This window comes from Galbibacter orientalis DSM 19592 (assembly GCF_000260115.1).
In the GTDB taxonomy this organism is placed as follows: Bacteria; Bacteroidota; Bacteroidia; order Flavobacteriales; family Flavobacteriaceae; genus Galbibacter; species Galbibacter orientalis.
Genome location: NZ_JH651379.1, coordinates 3,882,622 through 3,899,188 on the forward strand (window position 1 = coordinate 3,882,622; position 16,567 = coordinate 3,899,188).

Annotated in this window: 14 protein-coding genes, 1 tRNA gene and 1 pseudogene; 15 read left to right on the plus strand and 1 reads right to left on the minus strand. The window is 33.1% G+C overall.

The genetic code is table 11. The features are described 5' to 3' along the window. Positions 1-36 precede the first annotated feature (36 nt). The 14 genes from JOOMADRAFT_RS16855 (at position 37) to JOOMADRAFT_RS16915 (ending at position 13,946) form a co-directional block, all read left to right on the plus strand. Positions 37-411, plus strand: coding sequence for an ArsR/SmtB family transcription factor (locus tag JOOMADRAFT_RS16855; RefSeq protein ID WP_008615513.1), 375 nt, complete (start codon positions 37-39; stop codon positions 409-411). Further along, positions 408-1,007 (plus strand): mercuric transport protein MerTP, encoded by a 600-nt coding sequence (gene merTP / locus JOOMADRAFT_RS16860; RefSeq protein ID WP_008615514.1) that lies wholly within the window; start codon positions 408-410, stop codon positions 1,005-1,007. Before JOOMADRAFT_RS16855 ends, merTP begins: the two co-directional genes overlap by 4 nt. Then, complete coding sequence (locus tag JOOMADRAFT_RS16865; protein WP_008615517.1) at positions 1,007-1,213, plus strand: GDCCVxC domain-containing (seleno)protein; 207 nt, start codon at positions 1,007-1,009, stop codon at positions 1,211-1,213. The genes merTP and JOOMADRAFT_RS16865 overlap by 1 nt, the downstream gene beginning before the upstream one ends. 269 nt (positions 1,214-1,482) lie before the next feature. Beyond that, positions 1,483-3,120, plus strand: a complete 1,638-nt coding sequence (locus tag JOOMADRAFT_RS16870; protein ID WP_157136701.1) for a hypothetical protein — start codon at positions 1,483-1,485, stop codon at positions 3,118-3,120. A 1,132-nt stretch (positions 3,121-4,252) separates the two neighbouring features. After that, positions 4,253-4,585, plus strand: coding sequence for a type II toxin-antitoxin system RelE/ParE family toxin (locus tag JOOMADRAFT_RS16875; protein WP_008615525.1), 333 nt, complete (start codon positions 4,253-4,255; stop codon positions 4,583-4,585). Positions 4,586-4,595: 10 nt separating this feature from the next. Beyond that, entirely contained in the window at positions 4,596-4,928 is a 333-nt protein-coding gene (locus tag JOOMADRAFT_RS16880) for a helix-turn-helix domain-containing protein (RefSeq protein ID WP_008615527.1), read from the plus strand. A 765-nt stretch (positions 4,929-5,693) separates the two neighbouring features. Beyond that, the gene (locus JOOMADRAFT_RS16885) at positions 5,694-7,901 is read left to right on the plus strand and encodes a DNA cytosine methyltransferase (RefSeq protein WP_008615529.1); all 2,208 of its coding nucleotides are present in this window, start codon (positions 5,694-5,696) and stop codon (positions 7,899-7,901) included. Beyond that, complete coding sequence (locus JOOMADRAFT_RS16890) at positions 7,898-9,079, plus strand: MvaI/BcnI restriction endonuclease family protein (RefSeq protein ID WP_008615531.1); 1,182 nt, start codon at positions 7,898-7,900, stop codon at positions 9,077-9,079. Before JOOMADRAFT_RS16885 ends, JOOMADRAFT_RS16890 begins: the two co-directional genes overlap by 4 nt. A gap of 256 nt (positions 9,080-9,335) precedes the next feature. Further along, positions 9,336-9,887, plus strand: coding sequence for a hypothetical protein (locus tag JOOMADRAFT_RS16895; protein WP_008615532.1), 552 nt, complete (start codon positions 9,336-9,338; stop codon positions 9,885-9,887). 184 nt (positions 9,888-10,071) lie between these two features. Then, positions 10,072-10,170: transfer RNA gene (locus JOOMADRAFT_RS20215), tRNA-OTHER, on the plus strand. Positions 10,171-10,182: 12 nt separating this feature from the next. Beyond that, positions 10,183-10,929: a HEPN domain-containing protein gene (locus tag JOOMADRAFT_RS16900; protein WP_008615534.1), complete on the plus strand. Its 747-nt coding sequence runs from the start codon at positions 10,183-10,185 to the stop codon at positions 10,927-10,929. 739 nt (positions 10,930-11,668) lie between these two features. Then, the gene (gene ltrA, locus JOOMADRAFT_RS16905) at positions 11,669-12,919 is read left to right on the plus strand and encodes a group II intron reverse transcriptase/maturase (protein ID WP_008615535.1); all 1,251 of its coding nucleotides are present in this window, start codon (positions 11,669-11,671) and stop codon (positions 12,917-12,919) included. A 185-nt stretch (positions 12,920-13,104) separates the two neighbouring features. Then, the gene (locus JOOMADRAFT_RS16910) at positions 13,105-13,431 is read left to right on the plus strand and encodes a hypothetical protein (RefSeq protein ID WP_008615536.1); all 327 of its coding nucleotides are present in this window, start codon (positions 13,105-13,107) and stop codon (positions 13,429-13,431) included. Between the two features lie 11 nt (positions 13,432-13,442). After that, the gene (locus tag JOOMADRAFT_RS16915; RefSeq protein ID WP_157136702.1) at positions 13,443-13,946 is read left to right on the plus strand and encodes a hypothetical protein; all 504 of its coding nucleotides are present in this window, start codon (positions 13,443-13,445) and stop codon (positions 13,944-13,946) included. Positions 13,947-14,236: 290 nt separating this feature from the next. Here the strand turns inward: JOOMADRAFT_RS16915 and JOOMADRAFT_RS16920 are convergent. Beyond that, positions 14,237-14,635: pseudogene (locus JOOMADRAFT_RS16920) on the minus strand (transposase); the annotation flags it as partial. Positions 14,636-15,155: 520 nt separating this feature from the next. Between JOOMADRAFT_RS16920 and JOOMADRAFT_RS16925 the strand changes: the two are divergent. Further along, positions 15,156-16,400: a site-specific integrase gene (locus JOOMADRAFT_RS16925; protein ID WP_008615538.1), complete on the plus strand. Its 1,245-nt coding sequence runs from the start codon at positions 15,156-15,158 to the stop codon at positions 16,398-16,400. Positions 16,401-16,567: the final 167 nt, after the last annotated feature.

A 16,567-nucleotide genomic window follows, 5' to 3' on the forward strand; every position in this document is an offset into this window, starting at 1 on the left:
ATTTGCTTAAATAAGAAATAACCGTAACTTTGTTTTATGGAAAATAATTCTTGCATAAGACAACAAGCCGATATTGAACAAATAAATCGTTGCAAAGACACAGTTTCGGAATTAAACGAATCGTTCGACTATTTGGCGAACGGACTTTCATTAGTCGGAAATAACGTTCGACTGAAAATACTTTACCTACTCTTTCAGGAAAAAAGACTTTGTGTTTGTGATTTAAGCGACATTCTCGGAATGAACATTTCTGCTATTTCTCAACATTTGAGAAAAATGAAAGACCGAAACCTATTACAAACAGAAAGAGATGCTCAAACGATTTTTTATTCACTTACGGCTGAATACGAAAAAATGCTAAACCCATTTTTTGAGATACTTGATAAAAACAAAATTTTAGAAACGATATGAAAAGTGAAAACAAATTAATCGGTGCAGGTTTGTTAACGGCAATTACAGCTTCTTTATGTTGTATTACACCAGTTTTGGCTCTTATCGCAGGAACAAGTGGAATTGTTTCAACATTTTCTTGGATAGAACCTTTTAGACCATATTTAATTGGACTGACAATTTTAGTTCTTGGCTTTGCTTGGTATCAAAAACTTAAACCTCAAAAAGAAATAGACTGTGATTGTGAGACGGACGAAAAACCAAAATTTATTCAATCAAAAAAGTTTTTAGGTATTGTAACAGTATTTGCAATTGTAATGTTGGCTTTCCCATATTATTCTGGAATTTTTTACCCAAACACAGAAAAACAAATAATTGTAGTTGACAAATCGGACATTAAAACAACGGAATTTAAAATCAGCGGAATGACTTGTACCAGTTGCGAAGAACACGTCAATCACGAAGTAAACAAACTCAACGGAATTGTAAACTCAAAAGCGTCTTATGAAAATGGAAATGCAATCGTTGAATTTGACAAAACCAAAACCAATGAAACGGAAATTGAGAAAGCAATTAACTCAACAGGTTATAAAGTAACCGACAAAAAAGAAAATTAATGGAAACTATATTAAAATCTGAAATAACTTGTCCAAACTGCGGACATAAAAAAATGGAAGATATGCCAACAAACGCTTGTCAATTTTTCTACGAATGCGAAAATTGTAAAAAGGTTTTAAAACCAAAAGAGGGAGATTGTTGTGTTTATTGTTCTTATGGAACAGTAGCTTGTCCACCAATTCAAGAAAATAAAAGTTGTTGTTAAAAAGCCAACGCTAAAAGCCATACACATTTGCAATTCGCTTCAGCCGAAACACAAGCCAAAAATTGCAAAAGAGTATGTCTTTGCCAACGCTGAAAACCAAGCTGAACGGAATAAAGCCAGTGGGTAACAACGTATATAAAAAATAGCGGTTTAGGTGCTAAATCGAAATGAATTTTATAAATTTAAGGTCTGTGTTTAACCGAAAAGTTCGTGCAAAAAATCCGCTACTTTTCATATACAAACCCGTTAGGCACAATGCTAAAAAAAAAATGGGACTAATAAGAATACATAATAAAAAAGTGGTGTTAGCTAATGCCGATTACAAGCATAAATATTGGCCTATTTTAAGCAATCTTGTGTTCGAAAAATTCGGACCTACTCAAATAAATGAACCCAATGCAGTTCAGGAAACATTAAAAGAGTGCTTCTTTACTCTATGTAAAATTTTTGAAGAAAAACTTTCAGAAGAAAAAAGAGCTTCTTTCTATATTTTCTGCCATAATCTACACGAAGATTCAATTGATTTATGGCGATTACAAACACAGAATATCCCTTTGGGTATTAACGAAGAAGAATTTGCTTCGTCAAGAAGAGTTTTAAAAATAATATTAGAGCAATCGACTAAATTAGATTTAGTTGGAACACCTAATTTCTTTTATGAAATGAGGGAAAATTTAGAAACATATGTGGATTTACTTGAGGAACTATTATATATTGGTTCTTGGTGTCTTGTAATTAGTGAGAATACGGCAAGGAGCCAACTTTTTGAAACCTCTACAGGAATACAAGTAATTGATGATGAATTAAACATTCTAACACACCAACCTTATCCTGAATTATTCAAGTATGTTTTTTATGATATGCCTAGGCATAGTTCTAAAGTTGCACTATCTGATTCAATGATTGAGTTCAAAACTATCGTTGAGGATAATTATGGTGTTAAGTATGACGATTTAGCATCATTTATAAATCAACAACTACAATCACCTATTTATAGATTGGGACTTACAAAAATCGAACCTTTAAAAAATGAAATTTTAAAAGAACTAAAATGTGACGAAGATTTCATTAACGATTTTTATGCAGGTTTAACTGTAACAAAAGATAATTGTCTTTCAATTGAAAAGTGTTTTTTAAATAACCAATCCGAATTTCGATTTACGTATAGACCAATCCTAGAATTGAATGTTGATGGTCAGATTTACAATTTGATTGGGTATAATAAATGGCTTGAAAGTATGTCTCTTTTATCAACAAATGCTTTTCCTTTTGGACTTTATCCAACAGAATGGAAAAGACATCAAAAGATTAAAGAATTTGTCCAAAAAACGGATAACACTCACGATAAAATTTTAGAAGAACCTATAATAAATATTTTAAAAGAAAAGTCTTTTTTCAATGATTCGAATGTTGAATCATTTGAACAACCAAACGGACAGAATGTAAACATCAAAAATAGTGTTGGAGATATTGATATTTTGTTTATTGACGTTGATTTTGAGCTTATCTACGTTTGTGAATGTAAACACAATCGTTCTAGACACGATATGAATAATTGGAGAAGAGACTATTCAAATTTTAAAGAAAAATATGAAAGTCAATTAGAACGAAAAGTTGATTGGGTAACTCAAAATAAAAATATTGTAGAGACGCATTTCGAGCAAATATATCCTGAACACTTCAAAGTAAAACTTGCTGATTACGAAGTCAGAGGAATATTTATAATTAATGCACCAACAGTGTATATGTACAATGGAAAATACAGAGCAATGACAATCACAGATATCAATGACCTGTTGGAACGAAAATATAATGATGTGAAATTTGAATTTACAAATGAAAGTAATGGAGAAGTAACATTAATAGAATATCCATACTTTGATAATGTTAAAGAAAAATTAGGATAAAGCACAGTGCCTAACAACGTATATAAAAAATAGCGGTAGATGGTTATTAGAATTCAAATTCCTACTTTTAAAGACAATAGAACTATCTGAAAAGTCCGAACAAGCAAAACCGCTACTTTTCATATACAATACCGTTAGCATAAATATATAAGAATCGATTTTTCATTTTTTCAGTCATTTAAGCTATAAACTTTGGGCACTGTTTTTAAACTAATTTTCGGCTGGCGAATGATTGACTTCTCGCCTACTAACCAATTTTTTTCTGACTTTTTAAGTTGTTTAATATCTAAAACCTTTCGAATGATTTTTGGTCTGGTTTCCGTCCGTTAAAATAAGTTTAATCCAATGGCAAAAAAGTAAACCGTGCTAGATGAACTTATCTGGGTGCAAGCAAAACGTAGTAATGTTACTTTTTTGCACATACTTGGTTAGGCTTGCGACTGAATAAAGTAAAAATACTTATGCTAACACCGTTTATAATTAATGGCTAGCTCGAGCTTGCTTACGAAAATCCTCACGGATTTTCTATTCAGTTTTTATTTACTAAATTAGGTGCTTAGACAACGCCACTAATCATACACAATCACGTTAGCATAAATATATAAGAATCGATTTTTCTTTTTTTCGGTCATTTAAGTTATAAACTTTGGGCACTGTTTTTAAACCAATTTTCGGCTGGCGAATGATTGACTTCTCGCCTACTTACCATTTTTTTTCTAACTTTTTAAGTTGTTTAATATCTAAAACCTTGCGAATGATTTTTGGTCTGGTCTCCGTCCGCTAAAATAAGTTTAATCCAATGGCAAAAAAGTAAACCGTGCTAAATGAACTTATCTGGGCGCAAGCAAAACGCAGTAATTTTACTTTTTTGCGCTTACTTGGTTAGGCTTGCGACTGAATAAAGTAAAAATACTTATGCTAACACCGTGTATAATTAATGGCTAGCTCGAGCCTGCTTACGAAAATCCTCACGGATTTTCTATTCGGTTTTTATTTACTAAATTAGGTGCTTAGACAACGCCACTAATCATACACAATCACGTTGCCAGCAATGCGGACGAAATCACCAAAAGTTTCTATATAATTCAACTTTTTTATTATCTTTGTTAAAATAAAACGACAAAATAATTGAATGAAACCAAAATTTGAAGTAATTTTTCTTGAACAAGCTATTGAATTTATATCAAAATTGGATTCAAAAGCAAAAAAGAAAATCTACTATAATTTGGATAAAGCTAAACTCGAAAATGACCCAAAACTGTTTAAAAAACTGACAGATGATATTTGGGAATTTAGAACACTTTATCAAGGAATTCAATACAGACTCTTTGCGTTTTGGGACAAAACTGATAAAACCGAAACACTTGTGTTATCGACGCACGGAATGATAAAAAAAGTAAGTAAAGTTCCAAAAGCGGAAATTGAGAAAGCATTGAAAATTAGAGCTGAATATTTTGATGAATAAACTTAAAATTATGGCAACGAAAAATAAAAAAATGAAAATGATGACACTTGACCAAATGAAGGACAAGGACATTGGAAAAGTTGGAACACCAGAACGTGACAAATACGAATTTGACTTGCGAATGGAAGTTCTTGGAGATATGATAAAGTCTGTCCGAAAAGAAAGAAAATTGACCCAAGAACAACTCGGAGAATTAATCGGAGTTCAAAAATCACAAATCTCTAAATTAGAAAGAAATACTAAAAACGTAACTATCGAAACGATTTTAAAAGTATTCAGAGCATTAAAAGCAAATGTTCGATTTAGTGTTGAAATGAACGAATCGGAATTTAAAGTAGCATAAAGCACTACTGGCAACAAAGGCTATAAGTAATTGCTTGTTCTCGCCTACTTCTGAAAATCCTCGCGGATTTTCAGTTTGGTGTGTACTTGCAAAGTTAAGTGCTTAACCACGCAACTACTCATAGCCGAGACCGTTAGCATAAATATATAAGAATCGATTTTTCATTCTTTCGGTCATTTAAGCTATAAACTTTGGGCACTGTTTTTAAACCAATTTTCGGCTGGCGAATGATTGACCTCTCGCCTACTAACCATTTTTTTTCTGACTTTTTAAGTTGTTTAATATCTAAAACCTTGCGAATGATTTTTGGTCTGGTCTCCGTCCGCTAAAATAAGTTTAATCCAATGGCAAAAAAGTAAACCGTGCTAAATGAACTTATCTGGGCGCAAGCAAAGCGTAGTAATTTTACTTTTTTGCGCATACTTGGTTAGGCTTGCGACTGAATAAAGTAAAAATACTTATGCTAACACCGTTTATAATTAATGGCTAGGTCGAGCCTGCTTACGAAAATTCTCTCGGATTTTCTATTCAGTTTTTATTTACTAAATTAGGTGCTGGAACACGCCACTAATCATACACAACAACGTTACCTGCAAGCGAATCCCACCGCACAGTCAAGCACATTTTATTTTGCTCGTGCCTCACAAAATAAAAAGAGCTTGCCTTTTTCCAACGCATAATCTGAACAAAAAACAGAATTAAATTAGGAATTAATAAAAATGTCCGTAAATTTGTCCGTGTACGTAAAAACGTCCGTGAATAATTATGGCAACAATTAATTTTTATTTAGACAAACCTGACAAAAAAGGGTTTGCACCAATTCATCTACGAATAAACTGTAATGGGAGTCAGGTTAAGGTTTCGACAGGTCAAAAAATAGAAGCTAAAAAATTTGATAAATCCAAACAAAAAGCGATTGGTTTGACTACAGAATCGCACGAAATAAACCATTATTTGGATTTCTTAAGAGAAAGAGCTGACGAACTTCTACACCATTCCAACAAAAAGACTTTTAACCAAGACGAAGTTAAAAGCCTTTTAAATGAACACATAGAAAACTACAAAGAAAACAGTAATGTAAATATTGTAAAAGAACAAGTTTCACTTTACGGAAAACCGTTCACTTTTGTTGATTTATTTGCTGGAGCAGGTGGTTTTAGCGAAGGATTTTTACAAGCTGAACATAACAATAAATTCTTCGATTTTATTGTGGCTAACGATATTAACGAAAACTGTGAGTTAACTCACCTTGTTCGCTACAATCACCAATTAGGTTTAAATGCTGAATTTTTAAAACAAGATATTACTGAACCAGATTTTCTAGACAACTTATTAGAAAAAATCAATGGTAGAAAAATAGATGTTGTTTGTGGTGGACCACCTTGTCAAAGTTTTAGTCTTGCAGGAAAGCGAAAAAAATTCGACAAAAAAGATGACCTATTTTCTCATTATTTAGAAGTCATTAAGGCTTTACAACCTAAATACTTTGTGATGGAAAATGTAAAAGGCATTTTGACTAAAGAAGGTGGTAAAATAAAAGAGTTAATTCTTCAAGAAATCAACTCTATTGTTGACACTAAAGAAATTCCTCAATTAATTTCATTCATAAAAAAAGTCAGTAAAGAATCAAATTCATTTCTTTTCGATACAATAATAAAAAGAGTTGAAATCGAAAAGCTTCTGGAAAAAGACAAAGAAAATGGAAAAGCCGATTTCATCAACTTTGTGGAAAACAGATTTAAAAAGATAACACCAAAAATTGCAGACTACAAAACCAGTAAAACAGACGAAAACATTAACACAATCCGCCACGGTTTTAATCTTTTAGCACGAACCAAAGAATGGGATAAATTAAAGCGTGACATTATTAAAGAGAAAGACTTTTGTAATATCGATAGTGATAATTTCACAACTGCTTTTACTGACTTCCTTACAGAAATTGGCTCTGAAAATATTATTTCAAAAATTGAGAATTCATTTAAAAATTTAAAAGTTCCAGCCAACTATAAAAAAGATTGTGAAGATATTATTACTGCATTAAAAATTTACACCACTTCTTTTGACGAGTCAATTGAGATATTAAAAACTCATTGTAATAAAACACAAAAACAGGAATTAGAAACAATTCTTGAAAGTATTAGACTTTATAAAATAGAACAACCTTTTGTTGCTAATGCATCAAATTACGGTGTTCCGCAGAATAGAGAAAGAGTACTTTTTATTGGTTGTCGCAAAGACCAAAAATATATTTCTGAAATTCCTGCAACAGTTTCCGAAGAAGAAAAAGTTACAATTTTTGAAGCTTTACACGATTTAGACTTTATCGGCAATGACCAAGAAGCTCATCGATATGAAGAAGTTGATATTTATGCTCAATACAATGGAACAGCTAAAAAAATGGCTAAACTTTTGAAGAAGCGCAGAATTGATGGAAAACCAATTTCAAAAGGTGGAAAATCATTTGCTGAATGGTCAAAGAAAGGTAGATTGATTGAACGTTTCAAACCACAAACAAAACCATTTTACGTAAGAAATACTGAAGGTTTAGAAAACGGAGAAAAATACTTTGACATACTCAACAATCACAAAACAAGTAAGCAAAACGAAACTGTTGTTGAAAGACTTGGAGTGATTTTAAAAAATGGAGATTATAAAAAAGCACGGCCAGAACTTGAGAAATTAAATCTGTCTACAAATAAGAGAAATTACAATGTTTTAAAACCAGACGAGCAAAGTTCTACGATAATGACCATTGCTGACGATTATATTCATTACAATTCGCCAAGGTCATTAACAGTTAGAGAAATGGCACGTTTACAATCCTTTGATGATTCTTTTGTGTTTCAAGGTAAACGCTCAACAGGCGGAAATAATAGAAAAACAGAAGTGCCACAATACACTTTAGTTGGCAATGCTGTTCCGCCTTTATTAGCAAGAGCAGTAGCAAGTGAAATTTTAAAACATATCAAGTGAGAAAACTTACAGACGCAGAACAAGAAAAAATAAAATTACTGACCAAAAACCAAGTTTCTCTTACTTTAATTGAGCCAACCGAAACCGGACTAAAAAAATCCATTATGGATGCAACTGGTTCTGTTCGAAGTTTTTTGAAAAGTGAAAACATTCACGATTACGAATTACAAAAACAAGGTACTGAAAGTAAAGTGATGATTCCTGCAATCATTCATACAGGTTTTAAAACCATAAAATCACAAGCATCTTTATACAGACCTTCTACTAAAAAAGGAGACCCACGAATTTGGTTTTATAGCTTAACAAAAATTGCAGACCCAAATGATATTATTGCATTTACATATTTTGATAATCAATTTCAAGTTTTCAACTTGACAAAATTAGACATCAAAGAATTGATTAATTCTTCAATTCTAAATCCTTTTCAAGAATTAATAAATGCAATTAATACGACTGAAAATGAAGTTGCTTTTGAGCTTTTGGCTATGTTAAGAAAAATTGCAAACGCTGGCCCAATTCCTTCAATGGTTGATGCAGATACTTCTGTTGGGAGAACACTTGAAACTGCACTCGGAATTGACATTAATTCATCAAAACAGCCAGACTATAAAGGAATTGAACTTAAATCATTCAGAAATAGTAGAACAAACCGTAAAAATCTATTTGCACAAGTCCCAGATTGGAAATTAAGTAAGTTTAAAAGTTCAGCAGAAATTCTTGACAATTTTGGTTACGAACGAGAAGAAGATTTCAAGTTGTATTGCACAGTATCAGCAATAACGAGAAACTCGCAAGGCTTGAACTTAAGAATTGATACCGACATAAAACAACTGATTGAAAACTCTGACAAGCCAGAGGTTGGCGATTTTGTGGTTTGGACATTAGACAAACTACACAACCGACTAAAACTGAAACATAAAGAAACTTTTTGGGTAGAAGCGGAAAGTACTAGAATAAATGACCGAGAACATTTTCAATATAAATTGGTTGAGCATACTAAAAAGCCAATTACGTCACAATTTGACTTACTAATTGAACAAGGAATAATAACGCTTGACCATTTAATTAAAAGAAACTCGAAAGGAAAAGTGGTCGAAAAAGGTCCGCTTTTTAAAATAAAACCAAAAGGAATTGAATTACTGTTTCCACCTAGTGAAAGTTATAATTTAATCACATAGCGGAATTGCCAACGCTGAAAGCCATACACATTTACAGTCGCGCCATCCAAGCTACACCAAAACTGTAAAAGAGTATGTCTTTGCCAACGCTAGCAAGTTTGTGGAAAAACGCCAGCCAGGTAACAACGTATATAAAAAATAGCGGTTTAAGTGCTTAAACGAAAATAAATTTTATAAATTTAAGGTCAGTTATAATCCGAAAAATTAGTGTGTAAAATCCGCTACTTTTCATATACAAGACCGTTGTGCCCAATTTATGAACGATAGTTACAAAATAGAAAAACCTGCCTCTGATTTAAACTTTTTGACAATCGGAATTAAATATATTGTATTATTCATTGTCCTCTTTTTGGGAAGTTGGATTGCCATTCCTTTATTTGTTTCTAAAGGAAGAACAACTAGAGTAAACACTACTGCTGAATTTTTATTTGAAAATCCTTTGTGGTCGAGTCTCTTAATTTCAATTGGTGTTATTACTTGGTTTATTTATCGGACTATAAAAAAATATAAATTTGGAGAAGTTTTCAAAATTGATTTTAATGATTCCGACAAAAAACTGGAAGTTAAAACTGTTAACCTAGCTAATAACCAAGAAAAAGATAATTATTACGATTACAAGAATTTGAGTTTTGATTTACAAAATATTGAAGATTCTCTTTTTGGAAAACAAAGGATTTTAAAAATAAAAAATTATGACCAAACTGTTCACGAAATAAATATTGACCGAACGGCTTGGTGCAGAAATGAACGGATTGAAAAACTGATTGAAAAAATAAAAACTGGGCACAACACGGTGTATAAAACATAGCTAAATTAGACTTTCCCAGAGGTTTTTGCTTGTTTGCCGAGTCCGCCAAATTTTTAATTTGGCTTTTACGTTTGACAAGTTAAAAACAAAATTAAAAATTTAGCTCTGTTTTAGCCTTATAAATATTACCTTTTTACACGCTACGTTCCATACACAACAACGTTGGCAACAAGCTAAAGAAACAGAAGGATTAGCATTAATGGTAATGCGCAGGCATAAACATAAGTTTTGAAAAGAATTTAAGTTACTGCCTGTGAAGTTGGTTCGATTCCAGCATCCTTCACAAACAACTATTATGATTGTAAGAACTAATGCCTTTAACACTTTACAAAGACAAGTACAAGAAACGTTTGATTTTGCAGTAGTAGTCTGCCATTCTGTTCCTGCATTAAAATTGCAAATGAACTTGTTAGATAAAGGAACGATTAATAAACTACCAACACCTGATTATTTTACTTTAAATAATACAACTGAATTAAGAGCACAAGCAAATGGTTATAAGGAAAAACTTGCAACCTACTTATTCTTAAGTTCATTTTCATTTTTTGAAAATTATTTCGGAACAGTATTAAAAGAGATTTTTGACTTAAATACAACAATACCAGATAATATATCTCTCAAAAAAAGTTTAGATGAAAATACTGACACCAGAGGTAAAAGAGCTTTAAAAGGAACATTTGATAAAAAGAAACTTCAGAGATATAAAAAGTTTTCGGACGAACTTAAAGCTAATGGCTATATTTCCCCAGACGAACTTTTAAAAATTGTGGCGTTCAATAACTTATACAAAACTGTGGAGAATTTAAAAGCTAATGAAATTCCCGATTTTTTGATTTCTCACTTTAAAATCGACATTACTGATGACGAAAAAACAAAATTCGGAACATATCGACAGTTAAGGAATGATATTGCACACGGAGATAATCCAAATTTGGATTTGAGAAAAGTTAAAGAGGCGAATGCATTTTTAAGACTTTTGGCTTCTAAAATTGATGATTATTTGTCTGAACATTATATAAAATTAAACAACTATACGGAATAAAGCCAGTTGCCAACAACGTATATAGCTCATAGCTAGCTAGTTGCTTAATTCAAAGTTAAGACATATTTGGAAAGTCGCCAAATTTTTTAATTTGGCTTATTGATAAAAAAGATAATAAGAAAAATTAAAAAATTCGGCTCGTGCTTAATCCGAAAATATTTTCATAATTTGCACGCTACGAGCCATATGTGTGCCGAGAGTAACGAACGGCTGAAATTCGTTACGTAACTGTTTATAAGATGGTGGAACCGCCTGTGCTGAGCGCAGTCGAAGTGACCCACCGGTGCTGTTCTACAGGGGAGAGCATCAAACCCCCATAAGGTGCTTTGGTAAAGAGTCAAGGTATTGAGCGTTATGGAAACGACTGTGCCATGAGCGTGGTCAGGTATGAATAAAGGAGATGAATGCAAATGAACCTCTGATGAAGTGTCGAGAAAGTGCAACCTTCTGTCAAAAGTGTTTGAAGTATGACAAACATGATAAGTTTAGCGGTTACCTGTTTACTGGCTAAGCGGCAGGCGTCATTTAGGAGGCATGACCTTTATTCGGGCTTATAAGCGGAACTCGGGAACCTGCTCCAAGATGCAAAGTGAAAAGTACAATAGCGCAAACTAGAGGCTAAATAGCGATGCTTGGTTCAGGGACGGACCAGTCTGTAGTAGTTATGAAAGTTTTGTAATGAAACTGGAGCAAAGGGACTGGCTTATACAGTTTATCAATTTTTACAACTCGTAAGAGGATGATTCAATTTGAGAAGACAAAATCAGTGCCTATTACCAAAGAAATGGTATGGGAAGCCTGCTTGCAGGTAAAGCGAAAAGGAAAAAGCGCAGGGATAGATAATCTAAGCATGTCAGATTATGACAAACAAAGACATCGACACTTGTATAAGGTCTGGAACCGCTTAGCCTCTGGTAGTTATTACCCATCACCAGTCCTACAAGTTGAAATACCAAAGAAGAACGGCTCCATTCGCCAATTAGGGATTCCAACCATTAGCGATAGAATAGCCCAAACGGTGATAAGAAATCAAATAGAAGAAAGACTGGAAATAATCTTTCATCCAGAATCCTATGGTTATCGACCTAAACGCAGTGCTCATCAAGCACTTGAACAGGTACGCAAAAACTGCTGGAAATATGATTGGGTGATTGATTTAGACATCAAGAATTTCTTTGATGATATCGACCATGACAAGTTGCTTAAAGCGCTAAAGAAACATGTTGAGGAAAAGTGGGTGCTTAAATACATCGAAAGATGGCTCAAAGCTCCACTTCAAACCCAAAAAGGTGAAATCGTAGCAAGAACAAAAGGCACACCACAAGGTGGGGTGATAAGTCCACTATTAGCCAATCTGTTTCTGCATTACACCTTAGATGTTTGGTATGGAAGAATGAAGCCTGCAATTGAATTTGTACGCTATGCAGATGATATTATAATTCATTGTCAGACACAAAAAGAAGCAGAGCAAATTTTGCAAAGCATAAAAGTAAGACTGGAATCTTGTGGATTAATATTGCATCCTGATAAAACAAAAATTGTGTATTGTAAGGATTTTAGAAGGCAAGAAAAGTATGAAAAAGTAAAATTTGACTTTTTAGGATATACATTTCAGCCACGCAGCTCAAAATCGAAGAAATCAGGGAAGCTGTTTCTAGGGTTTGACTGTGCAATCAGCATCCAATCACGCTCACGAATATTTGAAGTGATTAGGAAGATGAAAATTCCAAGAAAGCAATGTGATAGTATTGTAGGTATAGCACATTATTTAAATCCTAAACTTAGAGGGTGGATACGTTACTTTGGTAAATACCGAGGTTATAGTCTGTCCAAGGTGTTTTATGTACTTCGTATAAAACTAGTAAGATGGGCAAGATATCGCTATAAACGGTATAGAAATAATCTAACAAATGCTTATAGATGGTTGGACAGGGTTAGAAAACAATTTCCTAGTCTGTTTTATCACTGGTATGTTGGATATTTGAATTAAGTGTATAGATTTGTATAAGAAGAGCCGTATGATGGGAGACTATCACGTACGGTTCCTTGAGAGGCTCGGGGTGAAACTCCCCTTGTCTACTCGACACAAACACGTTGTAAAACATTTTGAGAAAAATTCTGTACATATTAATAATATTCTGTTTCGGATTTAAATGCGCTGATAAAAATTGCGATTTGAATGACGGAAAATATAAGGTAATTTATGACAAAGAATTTTCTGCCTATCCAAAATTTGAGTTTGAAATTGACGGACAATACTTAACCGAAATAAACTCTGAATTGAATCGAAAATACGAGATTGAAAAACTTGATCAAAGTTCTTTTAGACTAAAGTCATTGAATAAGGAAACGGATTCTTTGACGGAATTCCAAAAAACTTTAATGTCGCAAGGAAAACCATATTATGAGATTACGGATTGTAAAAATGATACAATTAATTTTACGATGCGTGTGAATTTACACGTGATTTCACATTCTGGAAAATTTGTACGTATAAAATGAAAAAAAACGTTTTGACAATCATTTTGACATTAATTGGCTTTTTGACTTTTGGACAAGAAACTGAACTGAATACGATTGAAAAAAATGAATTGGACAGTATTTATGTTAAAGCCTTAAATACAAGATTTGACCTTTTACTTTCTAGTGGTTGGAAATACATTGAACCAAATGAAATTGGACAACGGATTTCTAAACTAAACGTATCTGACCAATACAAATTCTTGACCAATGAGGAACTGATTGAATTATCGATTAAAGAAAAAAAGACAGTCAAGATTATCCGTCTAACTCACAAAATAATCGGAATTGACACAGTTGACGTGAATTTTGGAATTGTAAATGTTACTGGAAAGAGGAAAATTCATTTCAACAATGGACTGAAATTTAAAAAGGCGGATTTTGCATTAGAATGTGGCGGAACAAATGGGTACGTTCCTGATATGAGATTTGTATTCGACAGAAAGAAAAACAATTGGGTATTAATAGATGGAAAATATAAAATACAGAGTGAATAAAAAACGTTTTACAATAACTAAGCGTTCGTGTGGTCGGTACGACCAAACATGAACGCCGTGTTGACTGAACCGGTAGTTGATCGGTTAGCCTACTATGGGGATTGGTTTATTTTTTAAGAGGAGTTTAAGGGGGTGTTCCAGATTTATTTTTATTTCGTATGTCACTCAACAATCGTTTTTCTGCCTTTTCAAGATAGCTAAATCAAGTATTCATGTTTTACAAAGTTTTTTTCTTTCATTAATTTAAAATTTAGCCAATAGCTGCCTGTTACGTGCTTGGCAACGTTATTTTATTGAGGGGTATGTAACTGATCTATCCAGTATTTTGGCGGACCTCGAGCTGTAAATGTTGTAATGGTTATTAAGTGTCCTTGTCGGCATTTAGGGCATATATTGTGTAATAACGGTGGTTTTTCTTTTAACCTTACAGGATCAAGCGTTTTCTTTAATTCAGCTAAATTTTGCCTTTTATGATAAGAGCTCAGCATACCATAATGTCTGATACGGACAAAACCTTTGGGCAGTATGTGTAAAGCAAAACGTCTGATGAACTCGGCATCTGGTAAGCACATTGAAGAGCGTTTGCCGCCATGCCGGTAATCTTTCATCGAAAAGGTCACAGAACCATTCCCGACATCCTGTATGCGATGGTTACTAATGGCTATTTTATGGGTGTAGCGCCCTAAGTATACCTTAGTCCTCTGTATGTTTATCCCTAGAAAAATTCAAATGCTATTTACTGAATTACAATCACTTAATTTATCAGTTACAAAAAACTAATTTATTTTATTGTTTTATTCAAAAACCTCATTATATTTGCACCGCTTTACAGATAAAGCAATACAAAAAGAAAGTTCTTTATTAGATGAGTTACTTATTCGGTTACCTGAATATTTTAAATTAGGATAACTCATTGATTTTAAACAATATACTGTTGGGTTCAGGCAGGCTGCCACCCCGACTTTAACAAGTTATATTTTAACATAATTAAAGGGTAATTATATGGTTTTCATATAGTTGCCCTTTCTTTTTTGCTCAAATTTTAACAAACAGTGTTAAATTTTATGTGAGTTCACCGTGAGTTCACTGGGAATTTGTGAGTTTATCGTGAGTTATTTTTTTGTATTTTTAGCTTACCGATACTCCATAATTGCGTATTGGTAGTTTGACTTTCGCCTTAATTAATTGTTTCATTAAAATAACATAACGATGCGTACCAGTCAAACCTTTTCCATTTCTTTTTTTATTCGCAAAAAGAAAAAGCAACCAGCCTTAGCCCTCCTCTATGCCCGAATCACCGTTAACGGTAAATCATTAGAAATAAGTTTAAAACGAACTATTCCGGTAGACAAGTGGAACCAATCAGCCAGTAAACTTACCGGTAACACTTCTGAAAGTCGGCAGATCAATAAAAAGATTGATGAAACCAAAGCGCAATTATATAAAACCTATGATAGCCTTTTAAAAGAAGGACTGCTGGTAACCACACAAACAGTCAAAGCTAGATACCTGGGTAGTGACCAGCAACATTATACGCTTACCTATTTGATTAACTATCACAAAGAAAAGATGGATAAGGTGTTAAAATATGGTACCATGAAAAATTATACGACTACGGAAAATTACCTAAAAGATTATTTAAAAGCCCAGCATCATACTTCAGATGTTTATCTAAAGCAAATTGATTACCAGTTTACCCTGGGATTTGAAAGTTATTTACGTGTTTTGCCGGGCCTTCAAAATAATGGAGTAATGAAGCATATGGAGCGGTTCAAAAAACTAATGCGCCTGGCCGAACATTTAGATTGGATTGAAAAGAACCCCACCAAAAGGTTCAAGCTACGCTTTGATCAGGTGGATATGGTTTATTTAAACAAGACCGAGCTGGAAAAGATCAAAAACGAAGAGTTTGAAAAACCGGTATTAACTATTAACCGGGATATTTTTGTTTTTGCCTGTTATACCGGGCTGGCTTATGCTGATGCCAAAGCCTTAAATAAAAACAATTTGCAAATTGGAGTGGATGGCAATAAATGGATTTATACCCGAAGGAGTAAAACGAATACTGCTGTGAGAGTTCCATTACTCGCAGAGGCGGAACGAATTCTAAAAAGATATAAGACTCATCCTAAAATAGACGGAACGGAAAAATTGCTACCGGTTTATTCCAACCAGAAAACCAACCAGTATTTAAAAGAAATAGCTAAAGAGGTGAAAATAAAAAAACAACTGAGTTTTCATACCGCCAGGCATACTTTTGCCACAACGATAACTTTAGCTAATGGCGTTCCCATAGAAACAGTTTCCAAGCTTTTAGGCCATACCAAATTATCCACTACACAGATCTATGCACGAGTAATTGATTCTAAAATTTCTAATGATATTGATAATTTAAGAGAAAAGTTGAACGATGAAAAAACAGAAATGGTAACAGACCGTACCTTTTATTTATAAACCTTTATTAATAGAGACTTTGTAATAGTCTTGTTTCAAGGTCACCAATTCGGATTCAAGTTTTTTGTTCAAATTTTGTTTTCAAATACTGAAGAAAGTAGAAACTACTTCTAAAATAGCTTATATCTTTATTTGTCGCAGAATTTCTTCGAAACTGGGTGGATCAT

Coding starts and splice junctions, on each gene's coding strand:
- JOOMADRAFT_RS16900 (WP_008615534.1), top strand. CDS start 10,183: ATGATTGTAAGAACTAATGCCTTTAACACTTTACAAAGACAAGTACAA.
- ltrA (WP_008615535.1), top strand. CDS start 11,669: ATGATTCAATTTGAGAAGACAAAATCAGTGCCTATTACCAAAGAAATG.
- JOOMADRAFT_RS16895 (WP_008615532.1), top strand. CDS start 9,336: ATGAACGATAGTTACAAAATAGAAAAACCTGCCTCTGATTTAAACTTT.
- JOOMADRAFT_RS16855 (WP_008615513.1), top strand. CDS start 37: ATGGAAAATAATTCTTGCATAAGACAACAAGCCGATATTGAACAAATA.
- JOOMADRAFT_RS16885 (WP_008615529.1), top strand. CDS start 5,694: ATGGCAACAATTAATTTTTATTTAGACAAACCTGACAAAAAAGGGTTT.
- JOOMADRAFT_RS16870 (WP_157136701.1), top strand. CDS start 1,483: ATGGGACTAATAAGAATACATAATAAAAAAGTGGTGTTAGCTAATGCC.
- JOOMADRAFT_RS16875 (WP_008615525.1), top strand. CDS start 4,253: ATGAAACCAAAATTTGAAGTAATTTTTCTTGAACAAGCTATTGAATTT.
- JOOMADRAFT_RS16865 (WP_008615517.1), top strand. CDS start 1,007: ATGGAAACTATATTAAAATCTGAAATAACTTGTCCAAACTGCGGACAT.
- JOOMADRAFT_RS16880 (WP_008615527.1), top strand. CDS start 4,596: ATGGCAACGAAAAATAAAAAAATGAAAATGATGACACTTGACCAAATG.
- merTP (WP_008615514.1), top strand. CDS start 408: ATGAAAAGTGAAAACAAATTAATCGGTGCAGGTTTGTTAACGGCAATT.
- JOOMADRAFT_RS16925 (WP_008615538.1), top strand. CDS start 15,156: ATGCGTACCAGTCAAACCTTTTCCATTTCTTTTTTTATTCGCAAAAAG.